Origin of the sequence: Streptomyces sp. NPDC093510 (assembly GCF_040683555.1) — a bacterium.
Lineage (GTDB): Bacteria > Actinomycetota > Actinomycetes > Streptomycetales > Streptomycetaceae > Streptomyces.
Map to the genome: position 1 here is coordinate 50978 of NZ_JBFBEE010000018.1, position 14657 is coordinate 65634.

General features: G+C 70.3%; 13 protein-coding genes. 6 read left to right on the forward strand and 7 right to left on the reverse strand.

Translation table 11 applies throughout. From position 1 onward, the window contains the following. Positions 1–184 precede the first annotated feature (184 nt). Both AB0N81_RS27555 and AB0N81_RS27560 read left to right on the forward strand, forming a co-directional pair. Entirely contained in the window at positions 185–742 is a 558-nt protein-coding gene (locus AB0N81_RS27555) for a DUF6082 family protein (protein WP_365362840.1), read from the forward strand. A 239-nt stretch (positions 743–981) separates the two neighbouring features. Beyond that, positions 982–1221, forward strand: coding sequence for a hypothetical protein (locus AB0N81_RS27560; protein WP_365362842.1), 240 nt, complete (start codon positions 982–984; stop codon positions 1219–1221). Positions 1222–1294: 73 nt separating this feature from the next. On the opposite strand, the gene AB0N81_RS27565 is transcribed toward AB0N81_RS27560, so the two are convergent. Continuing rightward, complete coding sequence (locus tag AB0N81_RS27565; RefSeq protein WP_365362844.1) at positions 1295–2470, reverse strand: citrate synthase/methylcitrate synthase; 1176 nt, start codon at positions 2468–2470, stop codon at positions 1295–1297. Positions 2471–2590: 120 nt separating this feature from the next. Between AB0N81_RS27565 and AB0N81_RS27570 the strand changes: the two genes are divergently transcribed. The 4 genes from AB0N81_RS27570 (at position 2591) to AB0N81_RS27585 (ending at position 7424) form a co-directional block, all read left to right on the forward strand. Continuing rightward, positions 2591–3859 (forward strand): citrate synthase family protein, encoded by a 1269-nt coding sequence (locus AB0N81_RS27570; RefSeq protein WP_365362846.1) that lies wholly within the window; start codon positions 2591–2593, stop codon positions 3857–3859. Positions 3860–3992: 133 nt separating this feature from the next. Then, positions 3993–4928 (forward strand): sucrase ferredoxin, encoded by a 936-nt coding sequence (locus tag AB0N81_RS27575; protein ID WP_365362848.1) that lies wholly within the window; start codon positions 3993–3995, stop codon positions 4926–4928. 130 nt (positions 4929–5058) lie between these two features. Then, positions 5059–6750 (forward strand): sensor histidine kinase, encoded by a 1692-nt coding sequence (locus AB0N81_RS27580; protein ID WP_365362850.1) that lies wholly within the window; start codon positions 5059–5061, stop codon positions 6748–6750. Then, on the forward strand, positions 6747–7424 hold the full coding sequence (locus AB0N81_RS27585; RefSeq protein WP_365362852.1) for a response regulator: 678 nt from the start codon (positions 6747–6749) through the stop codon (positions 7422–7424). Before AB0N81_RS27580 ends, AB0N81_RS27585 begins: the two co-directional genes overlap by 4 nt. A gap of 33 nt (positions 7425–7457) precedes the next feature. Here the strand turns inward: AB0N81_RS27585 and AB0N81_RS27590 are convergent, their stop codons facing one another. The 6 genes from AB0N81_RS27590 to AB0N81_RS27615 form a co-directional block, all read right to left on the reverse strand. After that, positions 7458–9050, reverse strand: a complete 1593-nt coding sequence (locus AB0N81_RS27590) for a cation acetate symporter (protein ID WP_365362854.1) — start codon at positions 9048–9050, stop codon at positions 7458–7460. Beyond that, positions 9047–9589: a DUF485 domain-containing protein gene (locus AB0N81_RS27595; RefSeq protein WP_365363025.1), complete on the reverse strand. Its 543-nt coding sequence runs from the start codon at positions 9587–9589 to the stop codon at positions 9047–9049. Before AB0N81_RS27595 ends, AB0N81_RS27590 begins: the two co-directional genes overlap by 4 nt. Positions 9590–9724: 135 nt before the next feature. Continuing rightward, entirely contained in the window at positions 9725–10462 is a 738-nt protein-coding gene (locus AB0N81_RS27600; RefSeq protein WP_365362856.1) for a response regulator transcription factor, read from the reverse strand. Beyond that, complete coding sequence (locus AB0N81_RS27605) at positions 10459–11604, reverse strand: histidine kinase (RefSeq protein ID WP_365362858.1); 1146 nt, start codon at positions 11602–11604, stop codon at positions 10459–10461. Before AB0N81_RS27605 ends, AB0N81_RS27600 begins: the two co-directional genes overlap by 4 nt. Further along, entirely contained in the window at positions 11601–12131 is a 531-nt protein-coding gene (locus AB0N81_RS27610) for a DUF1453 domain-containing protein (RefSeq protein ID WP_365362860.1), read from the reverse strand. The genes AB0N81_RS27605 and AB0N81_RS27610 overlap by 4 nt, the downstream gene beginning before the upstream one ends. A 189-nt stretch (positions 12132–12320) precedes the next feature. Continuing rightward, entirely contained in the window at positions 12321–14444 is a 2124-nt protein-coding gene (locus AB0N81_RS27615) for a DNA topoisomerase IV subunit B (RefSeq protein ID WP_365362862.1), read from the reverse strand. Between the last annotated feature and the right edge of the window lie 213 nt (positions 14445–14657).

Consider the following 14657-nt stretch of genomic DNA (forward strand, 5'->3'; position numbering starts at 1 on the left):
GTCAGGCACGGCGCCGGTTCATGCGACCACTTCTTCCTCCCGTGCGCCGCCGTGCCACCTCCCGCCGATCAGAGCCGCTCGGCACCCTGGGAGACGGCAAGCGCACCGCCCATCGCTCGCCGGTCCGCTCCCTGTCGACCCGCACCCGACGACCGGCGGACGGTCGCCCGAATCGGGGGTTGACATGTTCACAAAGATGCACGCGGCGGAGATGCTGCGCTGCGTTGTCACAGCAGGGCTCGGCATCGTCGCGGGGGCCGCCGCCACCTCGGCCGCGCAGCGACGTACCTTCGACGCGTTCGATGAGCGGCTCAAGTGCCTGGAGCGGACAGCGCGAGCCCAGCGCCACACGAATCTGACCTGCCAGCAGCGGCTGCACTGGGAGTTGCTGAGCAAGGCCATGGACGACGCCGACCTCGCCGAGGTTCTCGACGCCTACGGAGAGAACGTCTCCCCCAAGCGGCAGCGGCAGTACCTCTACGCCAACGCCATGTACACCAACATGGTGCTCAACTACCGCCTCGGGAACTTCACCCGGGACCAGTTCTACGGCTACGCCCGCGGCATGCTCCAGAATCCGATCGTCCGTGAGTACTGGCACGCCACGCAACCTCACCGGGCGACGCTGGACAGCGCGACGGAGGAAGCCCAGTTGGGTCTGTTGGTCGATGACCTCCTGCGGCAACTCGAGGAAGCGGACATCGACAGCTGGTGGGTGGTGGGCGAGCCACCGCCCGCCTGAGCCCACCCGGGGGAACGTACACGTCCGGATCGTGTCGCGAACACTGCCCGTAACCAAATTTGGCACTGTGACGTTTTGCAGTGCCAGACGGTGAACGCCAGCTTCACGCGCGTTCACGCGCGCGGGACTTCACCACCACAAGAGCGCCGGGTGTTCCACCGTTTGTCTGCGAGCCCTTCCGACCCAGGTCTCACGGCGCGGCACGATGCGTCGGCAGCGAGATCAAAGGGGCAACGACAGTGAGCCAGATCATCCGTCGGATCGGGGCGTCTCCGCGTGCGCGAGGCTGTGCGACAGGTCAGAACTGCCCCGACATCTTCGAACTGTCCGACGGACGTTTCGCTGTCATCGGCACCGACGCCACAGCCACGCTGGATGCCGACCTCCCCGCCGACGCCTCGCGCGCCGACTATGAACGCATCGTCACGATCTCCCGCGAGACCCTCATCCGGGCCAAGGCCGACATCCCCGACGCCTGACGGGCCGCGCCCCAGTCCTCCACGCCCAGGGTGCCGACGCTCACGGAGCGTCGGCACCCTGCAGTGATCCCGGTCAGTCGCACACGGGGACCGCCACCGGAGGCGTCACCCCCACATAGCGTGCCGCCGGCCGGATGATCTTTGAATCGCGGGCCTGTTCCAGGATGTTGGCGCTCCAGCCGACCACGCGCGCGGAGGCGAAGGTGGGCGTGAACATCTCGCGGGGCAGGCCGCACAGTTCCATGACCACGCCCGCGTAGAACTCCACGTTCGTGTGCAGTTCGCGGCCCGGCTTCAGTTCCGCCAGGATCGCCTCCACGTGGCGTTCGACCTCGATCGCGAACTCCACCATGTCGCCGCCGAACTGCTGGGCGATGCCCCGCAGCATGCGTGAGCGCGGGTCCTCCGTGCGGTAGACGGGGTGACCGAAGCCCATGATGCGGTCTCCCGCCAGGACGCGTTCGCGGATCCAGCCGTCGATGCGGTCGGGGGTGCCGATCGCGTCGAGCGTGTCGAGGGCACGGCTCGGCGCACCCCCGTGCAGGGGACCCGACAGTGCGCCGACCGCCCCCACCAGGCACGCCGCCATGTCCGCCCCGGTCGACGTGATGACCCTGGCCGTGAAGGTCGACGCGTTGAAGCCGTGATCAATGGTTGAGATCAAGTACTGCTCGATCGCCCGGCTGCGGGAGGCGTCCGGCTCCGAACCGGTCATCATGTAGAGGTAGTTGGCGGCGTACGACAGATCGTCGCGCGGTTCGACAGGGTCGAGACCCTGGCCGAGCCGGTACAGCGCGGTGAGCAGGGTCGGCACCACGGCGGCCGCGGCCAGGGCGTCCGCGCGCCGCCGGTCGTCGTCGATGTCGTACACCGGGCGGAAGCCCTTCGACGCCCCGAAGAGCGACAGGGCGGTGCGCAGTCCGGAGAGCGGGCCCGACAGCACACTGGCGCGGGCTATGGCGGGCAGCGCGTCCCGCACTTCCGCGGGCAGATGGCGCAGCGCCGCCGTATGCGCGGCGAAAGCGGCGCTCTGCCCGGCGTCCGGCAGCTCGCCGTGGAACATCAGGTGCCATACGTCCTCGAAGCTGCGGTTCTGCGCGAGCTCGACGGCCGAGTACTGGCGGTAGTGGTAGAAGCCCTCATATCCCCTGACGTCTCCGAGTTCCGTCTCGGTGACGACGACGCCCGCGAGTCCTCGTGGGACCTCCACGGGCTCGGCGGGGGTGGCGGCGGAGCCATTGATCGGCATGTTCTTCCTCGACTTCCTACCTGGACTTGATTTGACTGTCCATGCTTGACTTGAGTCCTGTCAATGTTGATTGAATCAATGCGAAAATGCAGATGTCGTGATGCGGATACGGTGACGCCTATGACGGATCAAGGAACCACGCGCGAAAGCCGACGGCTCAGCACCAAGGAAGCCGCCGAGCTGCTCGGCGTGAAGCCCGAGACCGTGTACGCGTACGTGAGCCGGGGCACCCTCAGCAGCCGCCGCGGCCCGGGGGCACGGGGCAGCACGTTCGACGCCAAGGAGGTCGAGGCGCTGGCCCGTAGGAACAGGCGCGAGCCCGCGACGTCGACCACGGGCAACGAGCTCTCCGTGCGCACCCGCATCACGCTCATCGACGAGGACCGCTATTACTTCCGTGGTGTCGATGCCGCGGAGCTCGCCCTGAACCACTCCTACGAAGAGGTCGCCGAGTGGCTGTGGACCGGTGTCCTGCGCCCCGGTATCCACTTCACCGCCCCCAAGGAGACCGCCGCCGCGGCCCGCCGCGCCGTCAACGCGCTGCCCGAGCACAGCGGCCCGACCGACCGACTGCGCGTCGCTGCGATCTCCGCAGGGGCCGCCGATCCGCTCCGCTTCGACCTCTCCGAAGAGGCGGTCATCGGCACCGCGCGCACGCTGATCCCCACCCTCGTGGCCGCACTCCCGCCGGTCCTGTCCGGCCACCGCGACGAGGGCCCCCTGGCCCGCCGCCTGTGGGCACGGCTGACCGGCGGCAAGCCCGACGAGGCATCACTGCGCGCGCTGGACACGGCTCTCGCCCTGCTCGTGGACCACGACCTCGCCGCGTCGACGCTCGCCGTCCGGGTCGCGGCCTCGGCGCGAGCCCACCCCTACGCCGCGGTGTCGGCGGGGCTCGGCGTCCTGGAGGGCCCACTGCACGGTGCCGCGAGCGGGCTCGCCCACCGCATGCTGCTCGACGTGCTCGACCGGGGCAGCGCGAGCCCCGTCGTGGCCGACGAACTCCGCGCCGGCCGCCGCGTCCCCGGACTCGGCCACCGCCTCTACCCCGGCGAGGACCCGCGCGCGCAGGCGCTCTTCGCTCTCCTGGAAGTGATGCCGAAGGCCGGACCCGCCCTCGCCGCGGCCCGCGACGTGGTGGCCACCACCGCCCGCCACACCGACCTGCGAGCCAATGTCGACCTTGCTCTGGCCGTCTTCACGGTCTCCTCGGGGATGCCGGCGGAGGCGGGCGAGACGATCTTCGCGGTGGCGCGCACGGCGGGCTGGATCGCGCACGCCCTGGAGGAGTACGACGAACGGCCGCTGCGCATGCGCCCCAGCGGCCAGTACGTAGGCCTGCGTCCGCCCCAGCCGATGCCCTCCCCGACGGATTCCCCGACGCCCTGACGCCGAACGACACCAGTGGCACCGGTAGGACACCAGTGACACCGGATGACGCGGGGCGATGTCGACCATGCCGCCGCCCGACTCCGGAGCCGTGTGAATCACGTGACGTGGGGTGCGGGTTAGGCTCGCCTGCGTGAGTACGTGCGCGACCGCCTCGCGGGACCTGGCCGAGCCTCTCGCGGGGACCGCCGCCACAGCCAGGACGTGGCTACTGCTGGAACAGCCGGGCCCCTGGGGCGCCAAGGCGCTGAAGTCCAGCCGTCTCGACCCGGAGGTGGGCCGCGCCCTGGAGGCGGCTGCTGAGGGCACGGGCGTACGCATCGCCCTCATCCGCCGTCCCGGACGGCACGCGGACTGTCACGCGCCGACCCGGCAACAGGTCTACGTAGGGCACACCGTTCCCGGCCGCACCTGGCTGCGCGGAGCGGAGCTCGACGACCCGCGCCAACTGCTGGACCTCGACTTCGCCGCCCTCGGCGCGGGCGACCACGGCGGCTTCGGAACCCCGTACACCGGCGCCCCGCTCGCGCTCGTCTGCACGAACGGCAAGCGCGACCGCTGCTGTGCGCTGCTCGGCCGGCCGCTCGCCTCCGCTCTCGCCGCCTCAGGTGAAGAGGGCGTCTGGGAAATCACTCATCTGGGCGGCCACCGCTTCTCCCCCACCCTGCTCGTGCTGCCCCACGGATACGCGTACGGCCGTGCCGACCTGCCGGCCGTCAAGGGGATCCTCGATGCGGTGCGCGCGGATCGCGTCGTGGCCGAGGGCTGCCGGGGCAATTCGGCCTGGGAGCGTCCCGGGCAGGCCGCCGAGCTGGCTGTGCGCACGGAGACCGGCGAGGACAGGGCGGGCGCGCTGAGTGTCGTCGCCACGGACGGCACGGGCCCACGCCTGGAGGTGACCGTCGCGCACACCGACGGCCGCCGGTGGCGGGTGACCGTCGAGCAGGGCGCTTCCCAGCCGCCCCGACCGGAGAGCTGCGGGGCGGCTCCCGCCTCGCCCGGGCGGGTGGACGTGGTGGCGGTGCGGGCGCTCCCGGGCGGGCCCGGCGGACTCGGCAAGCGCAGCTGACTCGGCGTACTCGGCGGACCAGAGGGACCCGACCGAGCCGGAGTGCCCTATGTGCCCTGCGTGCCCGGGTGAGAGATCCCCGCCACAGTGACTTCGGAGTAGCCCGCCCGCGGCCGTACCGTTCGTACACATGAGCCCGACCTCTCCTGCGCGACGCCTCCGCCTCGGTCTGCCGCGGCGTGTGTTCTCGCAGGTGCTGCTGATGCAGCTGGCCATCGCCGCCGGGGTCGCGGTGCTCGCCACAGGGCTCTTCCTCGCCCCGCTGAGCGATCAGCTCGACGACCAGGCGATGCGCCGCGCACTCGCCATCGCGCAGACGACAGCCGCCCAGCCGAAGATCGCCGATGACCTGTCGTCCTCACGTCCCACGGCCGACGGGCCGGTCCAGGAGTCGGCCGAGCGGATCCGCCGGGCGAGCGGCGCCGAGTACGTCGTGATCATGAACAAGGGCGGTGTGCGCTGGTCCCACACCGACCGCGGCCAGATCGGCAAGGTCGTCTCGACGGACCCCAGCGACGCCCTCGCGGGCCGCGACGTGATGGAGATCGACAACGGCACCCTGGGCCGCTCGGCCCGCGGCAAGGTGGCGCTGCGGGACGCGGACGGGAACATCGTGGGCGCCGTCTCCGTAGGCATCGAGTACGACAGCGTGCGGGCCCGTCTGGTCCACTCGATCCCAGGGCTGCTCGCCTACGCGGGCGGAGCCCTCGCCGTCGGCGCGCTGGCCGCGTATCTGATCTCCCGCAGGGTGCAGCGGCAGACCCGTGATCTCGCCTTCTCGGACATCTCCGCCCTGCTCGCGGAGCGCGAGGCGATGCTGCACGGCATCCGTGAGGGCGTCGTCGCCCTGGACCGCGCGGGCCGGATCCGGCTGCTCAACGACGAGGCCCAGCGCCTCCTCGGTCTCGGCACGGAGGTGATCGGGCAGCCGCTCGACGAGGCGCTCGGCCCTGGACGTACGACCGACGTACTCGCCGGCCGGGTCACCGGCACCGACCTGCTGACCGTCCGCGGACAGCGCGTCCTGCTCGCCAACCGCATGCCCACCGACGACGGGGGCGCCGTCGCCACCCTGCGCGACCGCACGGAGCTGGAGCAGCTCGGCCGCGAGCTCGACTCCACCCGCGGCCTCATCGACGCCCTGCGCGCCCAGGACCACGAGCACGCCAACCGCATGCACACGCTCCTCGGCCTGCTCGAACTGGAGATGTACGAGGAGGCGGCGGAGTTCGTCGGTGAGGTGGCGGGTGCCCACCGGGTGACCGCCGAGCAGATCACGGAGAAGATCCACGATCCGCTGCTCGCGGCCCTCCTGGTCGGCAAGGCCACCGTCGCCGCTGAGCGGGGCGTCGCACTGTCCGTGCCGCACGCCACCGCTCTGCCGGACCGGCTCGTCGACCCGGGGGGACTCGTCACGATCGTCGGCAACCTCGTCGACAACGCGCTCGACGCCGCCGCGGGCACCCTCCACGCGCGCGTGGAGGTCGATGCGCGCGCCGAAGACCGAACCGTGGTCCTCCAGGTGCGCGATTCCGGCCCCGGGGTCCCCGCCGGGCAGCGCGAGACGATCTTCACCGAGGGCTGGACCACCAAGGAACCCCCGGCCCACGGCAAGCGCGGTATCGGGCTCGCCCTGGTCCGCAGGCTCGCCGAGCGGCAGGGCGGCAGCGTACGCATCGACGAAGCACCGGACGGGGGCGCGGAGTTCACCGTCGTCCTGCCCGAAGCGCTCACTCGGCCCGAGCTCGCCGCCCCGGAGGAGCACGATGACCGCGGACACGAAGGAGCGACGATGACCAGGGCCCCGAGGGAGCCGCGATGATCGAGGTTCTTGTCGTGGACGACGACCTCCGGGTCGCGGACGTCAACGCCGCCTATGTGGCGAAGATCCCCGGGTTCCGGGTGGCGGCGAAGGCCCACAACGCCGCCGAGGCACTGCGCCTCGTCGAGGACGTTCCGGTCGACCTGGTGCTGCTGGATCACTACCTGCCGGATGAAACCGGCCTTTCGGTCGTACGCAGCCTGCGTGAGCGCGGCCACCTGACCGATGTGATCATGGTGACCGCGGCGCGCGACGTCGCCACCGTGCAAGCGGCGATGCGGCACGGCGCGCTCCAGTACCTGGTCAAGCCGTTCTCCTATGCGGGCCTTCGCGCCAAGCTCGACGCGTACGCGACGCTGCGCCGCACTCTCGACGGCGGTGGCGAGGCCGAGCAGGCCGAGGTGGACCGCATCTTCGGCGCCCTCTCGGCGACTCCTGCGCCCGAGCTGCCCAAGGGGCACTCCCCCACGACGGCGGAGCTGGTGCGGCGGGCGATGATGGCCGCGGAGGGGCCGCTCTCGGCCCAGGAGCTGGCGGACCGGACCCGGCTGAGCCGGCAGACGGCACAGCGCTATCTGAAGCTCCTGGAGCGCGCGGGCCGGGTCAGGCTGAGCCTCAAGTACGGCGACACGGGCCGCCCCGAGCACCGCTACGAGTGGGCGGCAAGCGTCTGAGCCGTCCCGGGGGGCAGGGGGCGGAGGGAATCGTTACGCCGCGCCGGCGCCGGTGAGCGACCGCACCTCCGTCTCCGCGTGCTTGGTTTCGTCCGCCTCCTCGCGCGAGGTCACTGTGCCGAGCCACCCCGCGAGGAATCCCAGCGGGATGGAGACGAGCCCCGGGTTCTCCAAGGGGAAGTACTGGAAGTCCACCCCGGGGAACAGGGAATTGGGTCCCCCGGAGACAACAGGTGACAGGGTCACCAGCGCGAGTGCGGGCAGCAGCCCCCCGTACACCGACCACACCGCACCCCGCGTGGTGAAGTTCCGCCAGAACAGGGAGTAGAGCAGCACCGGCAGGTTGGCGGATGCCGCGACGGCGAAGGCAAGGCCCACCAAAAACGCGACGTTGAGGTCGCGGGCCAGCAGCCCGAGGGCGATCGCGGCCACACCGATCCCGGCCGCGGCCAGGCGGGCCACCGCCACCTCGCTGCGCGGTTTCGCGTTCCGTCGCCGCAAGGAGGCGTACAGGTCGTGGGCCACGGACGCAGAGGAGGCGAGTGTGATGCCGGCGACCACGGCGAGGATGGTGGCGAAGGCGATGGCGGCGACGATCGCGAACAGAACCGTTCCCCCTGTGGAGTGGGCACCGCCTCCCAGGTCGAGCGCGAGGAGCGGAACCGCCGTGTTGCCCGCGGCGTTCGACCCGCGCACCGCGTCCGGACCGACGATGGCGGCCGCGCCGAACCCGAGCACGATCGTCATCAGGTAGAAGCTGCCGATGAGGCCGATGGACCAGACGACCGAGCGGCGGGCGGCCCGCGCGGTCGGCACGGTGTAGAAGCGGTTCAGGATGTGCGGCAGTCCGGCGGTGCCGAGCACGAGCGCGAGCCCGAGGCTGATGAAGTCGAGCCGCGCTGTCCAGTCACCGCCGTACTTCAAACCGGGCGCGAGGAATCGCTCGCCGTGGCCGCTGCGGTCCGCCGCGGACCGCAGCAGTTGGTCGAAGTCACCGTGGAAGCGCACCAGGACCAGCACAGTCAGCGCGATCGCCCCGCCCATCAGCAGGACCGCCTTGACGATCTGGATCCAGGTGGTGGCCCGCATCCCTCCCAGCGACACATAGATCACCATGAGCGCGCCGACGCCGATCACCGTCCACGTCTGCGCCGCCTCGCTCGTCCCACCGAGGAGCAGCGCCACCAGTGAGCCCGCCCCCACCATCTGCGCCACCAGGTAGAGAACGGACACGGTGACCGAGGAAGTTCCCGCCGCGATCCGCACGGGCCGCTCCCGCATCCGCGCGGCGACGACGTCCCCGAGCGTGTACCGGCCGCAGTTGCGCACCAGTTCGGCCACGAGGAACAGCACGACCAGCCAGGCGACGAGGAAACCCACCGAGTAGAGCAGCCCGTCGTACCCGAAGAGGGCGATCAGGCCGGAGATACCGAGGAAGGAGGCGGCCGACATGTAGTCACCAGCGATGGCGAAACCGTTCTCCATGGGGGAGAAGAGCCGTCCGCCCGCGTAGAACTCCTCCGCCGTGCCGTGGCGGTTACGGCTCGCCCATGTGGTGATCGCGAGAGTGACTGCCACGAACAACCCGAACAGCAGCAGGGCGAGGCTCTGGTGGTCTCCGGTCATCGCTCCGCCCCCTGCTCCCGCCCCGCGTCCGACTCCCCCACCCCGCCCTGCTCCCGTTTCTGCTCCTGCTCCCGTTTCTGCTCGAAGACGACCCAGCGCAGGTCGAGCGCCGCCCGGTCCCTCCGCAACCGCGCGTGGCGCGTGTATGCCCAGGTCAGCAGGAACGTCGTGAGGAACTGTCCGAGCCCCGCCAGCATCGCCACGTTCACGGCTCCGGCGACGGGTCGCGCCATCAAGCCCGGCGCCGTCGTCGCGGTCACGACGTAGGCGAAATACCAGGCGAGGAAGGCGGCCGAGACCGGGAAGACGAACCGCCGGTACCGACCGCGCACTTCCTGGAAGGCCGCGCTGCGCTGCACTTCCAGGTAGATGTCGGCCGGGCTGGCGCTCCGCTGCCGCACCACGGTCCGGGGCGTCACCACGGAAGCCGGCTCCCCTGTGCCGTCCAGTTCCCCCCATCCGGACGCGAGCGCGTCGCCCCAAGGGTCCCTCAGGTCACCGGGCCGGTCCCGGCCGACCTCGCCCCGGCCCGGCACCACGTCGGGCCCGTCGTGCTTCTCCACCGAACTCTCCTTAGTCAGCAGCCCTGTTCGGCCACGTGCCCAAGGATGGACAGAACGGGAAGATCCCTGACTCTCCTCCCAGTGCTCTTCACCCCATCAGGTGAAGGATCGTCAGATACCGGGTCCTCCTCCCAACTTGATCAGGCCGTTCCTGAAGGCGTAACGGACGGCCTGCGCCCGGTCCTTGAGGCGCGCCTTCGCGAAGAGATTGTTGATGTGGGTCTTCACCGTCGCGGTGGAGACGTGCAACGACCGGGCGATCTCGTGATTCGACATCCCTTCGGCGATGAGGACGAGCACTTCCGTCTCCCGCGCGGTGAGGCCGTCGGGAGGCACCGCCACCGACGGCGGCTCCGGCTCGGACAGCCGCTCCAGAAGTCGCCGTTGGATCCGTGGGGAGAGCCCGGCGTCGCCCGAGAGCACGTCCTCCACGGCCCGCACAATCTCGTCGCCGCCGGCGTCCTTGGTCAGGTAGCCACGCGCGCCCGCCTTGAGCGCCGGGAACAGCGAATCGTCGTCTGCGTAGGTGGTGAGCACGACGACCTGCGTCTGCGGATACTCGGCACGGATGCGCCGCGTGGCCTCCGCCCCGTCACAGCGGGGCATGCGCAGGTCCATCAGGACCACGTCCGGCGCGAGTTCGGCGACGAGGCGGACGGCCTCTTCCCCGTCCGCGCCGGACCCCACGACCTCGATGCCGGGCAGCAGCCCCAACAGCATCACGATCCCCTCACGCACCACGGTCTGGTCGTCGACCACAACCACCCGCGCGGGTGACTTGCCTCCACCCTCGACAGGCTCAGCCGGGCTGATGCCCGCGGCCCTGGCGGTGCCCCCGTCCCCGGTCATCCCGGCACCCTCAGCGTCACCACGAAGCCCTCCTCACCCGGTCCCGCCTCCAGGGACCCGCCCAGCAGTTCCGCCCGCTCGCGCATCCCGAGCAGACCGTACCCGGCGCCGGAGGCAGCGAGCTCGCCCGGCGACCGCCCGCCCGAATCCCGCACGTCCAGTCTCACTTCACCGTCGCCGTACCGGAGGCACACCCGGATCTTCGCGCCCGGCGCGTGCTTGCGGACGTTCGTCAGGGCTTCCTGTGCCACCCTGCGCACCGCCTGCGATGCCTCGGCGGGGAGGGCCCGCCGGTCCCCCGCCACGCTGACCGACGCGCGGTCCGTCGTGACCAGTTCGCGCAGGAAGTCCTCGACCGGGGTCATCTCCCCGCGAAGCGCGGAGAGGGCCTGTCGGGTCTCGGCGAGGCCTTCCCTGGCCATGGAACGGGCCGCCACCACCCGGTCCAGGATCTGCCCCTTGGTCGCATCGCCTTCGATCAGCAGCCGAGCCGCCTCCAGGTGGACCAGCTGCGCGGACAGGCTGTGGGCGAGCACGTCGTGGATCTCGCGGGCTATGCGGGCGCGCTCGGCGAGCGCCGCCGACTCGGCCTCCGCGGCACGCGCGGCCCGCTCCTGGGCGAGCAGCCGGTGGGTGCTGCCCCGCGCCTCCGCGTCCAGTCTCAGGGTGTACCCGGCCAGCACGAGACCGATGACGGTGAGTGCCGTGGTGAGCCAGTTGTCGCCGATGCCCACGGCGTAGGCGGTCAACGCCACGAGCACGCAGGGCGCCGCCGCGACGAGCGGCAGCCGCTCCAGGGCAGCGACCGCCGATCCGCAACACAGCACTGTGGCGAGCACTCGCCAACCGCCGGTCTCAGCGGCGAGCCCGGCCGCCAGGAGCAGCCCCAGCAGCGCCAGGGAGGGCCACAGGCGATGAGCGAACGAGACGCGGAAGAACGCCCACCCCGCCCACGTGACGGCCAGGACCAGGCCCACGCCGGCCACCAGCCGCCAGCCGTGCTCCCGGTGGAACGCGTCCCACAGCAGGCTGCCGAGGACCACCGCGCGCAGGACTCTGACGAACCACAGTCGTGCAAGGCTCATCCCCGCCCAGGTGAGCGCCTCCCTGGAGGGCCATGTCGTCCACCGGTCCCCACTCACACGGGTTCCTTCCGCCACACGGGTTCCTTCTGCATCGGCTCGTGCGCCACGTCGCCTGCGCCGTACACAAGGCGTCCGGACCCGGCGCGCAGCACGAGCAGGCCGCTGCGCACCAGCAGCGTGGCTGCGAGGGCCAGCATCAGCGAGGCACTGCCCTGCCGCATGTGCAACAGGGAGCCGACCCCGAACAGGCCGGCCCGGAGCGCCACCCCGACGGCCCAGACCAGGGCGGTGGCCTTGGTGCCCTTGCTCCACGCGGTGCCATCGGGCTCGGTCCACACATGTGAGGTCCTCGCCCAGCCGGCCCCCATGGCCAGGGCCACGAGCAGCTCGGCGGCGAGCAGGGTCACGGACGCCGCGTGGTGACGGAAATCGATCAGATCGGGCTCCCGCACGGCCATGAAGACCAACACCGCCGGTATCAGCCACCAGCGCCTGTCCGTGCCGATCTTCTGCGCCTTGAACTGGCGGACGACCACCAGCATCACGACGGCGCAGATCACCAGTGCGTTGGTGAGCCCGGACATGTCAGCCTCCGTACGACGAGCGCGGACGAGACCGATCCGACGAGGATCGACGCCTTCGACGCTACGGAAACCGCCCGGTCACGGGATCGGCGCAGGGGTTGAACATGGGTGGAGCCGTGCAGTCCACCCGTGGGTGGAGAGCACGGCTCCGGCGGCGTGCGTGTCACGCGCCTTGGCTCCCGTGGTGTGTCACGCGTCGATGCGTGAGCGGTCCAGCGTCGCCGCGGAGCTGGTGATGAATTCCTTGCGGGGCGCGACGTCGTTGCCCATCAGGAGATCGAAGACCTGCTCGGCCGAGTCCAGGTCAGAGATGTTGATGCGGCGCAGGGTCCGGAACCGCGGGTCCATCGTCGTCTCGGCCAGCTGGTCGGCGTCCATCTCGCCCAGGCCCTTGTACCGCTGGATGGAGTCCTTGTACCGGACGTTCTTGCGCTGCAGCTCGAGCAGCGTCTCGCGCAGCTCACGGTCGGAGTACGTGTAGATGTACTTGTCCTGGCCCTTCTTCGGCTGGCTCAGCTCGATGCGGTGCAGCGGCGGCACCGCCGCGAACACCCGGCCGGCCTCGACCATCGGCCGCATGTACCGCTGGAACAGCGTCAGCAGCAGGATCCGGATGTGCGCGCCGTCGACGTCGGCGTCCACGAGCAGAATGATCTTCCCGTAACGCGCCGTGTCGATGTCGAAGGTCCGGCCCGACCCGGCTCCTATGACCTGGATGATGGCACCGCACTCGGCGTTCTTCAGCATGTCCGTCACGGACGCCTTCTGAACGTTCAGGATCTTGCCGCGGATCGGCAGCAGCGCCTGGAATTCGGAGTTCCGCGCGAGCTTCGCGGTGCCCAGCGCGGAGTCTCCCTCAACGATGAAGAGCTCGCTGCGCTCCACGTCGTCACTGCGGCAGTCCGCGAGCTTCGCGGGCAGCGACGACGACTCCAGAGCCGTCTTGCGGCGCTGGGCGTCCTTGTGCTGGCGGGCCGCGATGCGCGTACGGGCGGCGGCGACGGCCTTGTCCATGACCGCGCGGGCCTGGGCCTTCGCGTCCCGCTTGGTCGACGTCAGGAACGCCTTGAGCTCCTTGGCGATGACGTTGGCGACGATGCGGTTGGCCGCGGAGGTACCGAGCACCTCCTTCGTCTGTCCCTCGAACTGCGGCTCCGCCAGACGCACCGTGACGACCGCCGTGAGCCCTTCCAGGGCGTCGTCCTTGACGATGTCGTCCTCCGCGACGCGGAGGACCTTCTGGGTGCGCATCGCCTCGTTCATCGTCTTGGTGAGCGAGCGCTCGAAACCGCTGACGTGGGTGCCCCCCTTGGGGGTGGCGATGATGTTCACGAACGACTTGACCGTCGTGTCATAGCCGGTCCCCCAGCGCAGCGCCACGTCGACGCCGAGCTCACGGGTGACCTCGGTCGGCGTCATCTGACCGTGGTCGTCCAGCACAGGGACGGTCTCCTTGAAGCTGCCCTGGCCCGAGAACCGGAGGACATCGCAGACCGCCTTGTCCTGCGCCAGGTACTCGCAGAACTCGCTGATGCCGCCGTCGAAGCGGAAGGATTCCTCACCCTTCGTGCCGCCCTCGCCGAGGCCGAACTCGTCGCGCACGATGATGGTGAGGCCCGGCACCAGGAACGCGGTCTGGCGGGCGCGCTGGTGCAGGTTCTCCAGGGACAGCTTGGCGTCCTTGAGGAAGATCTGCCGGTCCGCCCAGTAGCGCACGCGGGTGCCGCTGCGGGCCTTGGGGATCTTCTTGACCTTGGTCAGCTTGGCCGAGGAGTCGAACGGCGCATCCGGTCCGGACTTGGCGAAGGCGCCGGGGACGCCGCGCCGGAAGCTGATCGCGTGGGTGTGTCCGGCGCGGTCCACTTGGACGTCGAGGCGCGCGGAGAGCGCGTTCACCACGGAGGCGCCCACGCCGTGCAGGCCACCGGAGGCGGCGTACGAGCCACCGCCGAACTTTCCGCCCGCGTGCAGCTTGGTCATGACGACCTCGACTCCGGAGAGTCCGGTCTTGGGCTCGACGTCGACCGGGATGCCACGGCCGTTGTCCCGGACCTCCACGGAGGCGTCGTCGTGGAGGATGACCTCGATGTGGTCGCAGTACCCGCCCAGGGCCTCGTCGACGGAGTTGTCGATGATCTCCCAGAGGCAGTGCATCAGGCCGCGGCTGTCCGTCGACCCGATGTACATGCCCGGACGCTTGCGGACCGCCTCGAGCCCCTCCAGGACGAGCAGGTGCCGCGCGGTGTAGTTGGAACCGTCCCGGTCTGCTCCTGTCAGCAATGCTGTGGACGGCACGGACGTCTCGGCGGTCACGCGGTTCGCTCCTCGCTGAATTTCAAGGGGAGTCCTTTGGGGTAAGGACGCGGCTTCGGTTACCGGTCTGAGGGTACCGAGGCCTGGTAGAGCCGTTGTAACGCCACCCTCGTCTCAACTCAGACTAGTCCAGACTCGTATGAATGTTCGATCCCTCGATGGAGTGAAGCACACGTCACGTTCCCTTCGAGGCATGAACCATTTAGGCTCCGG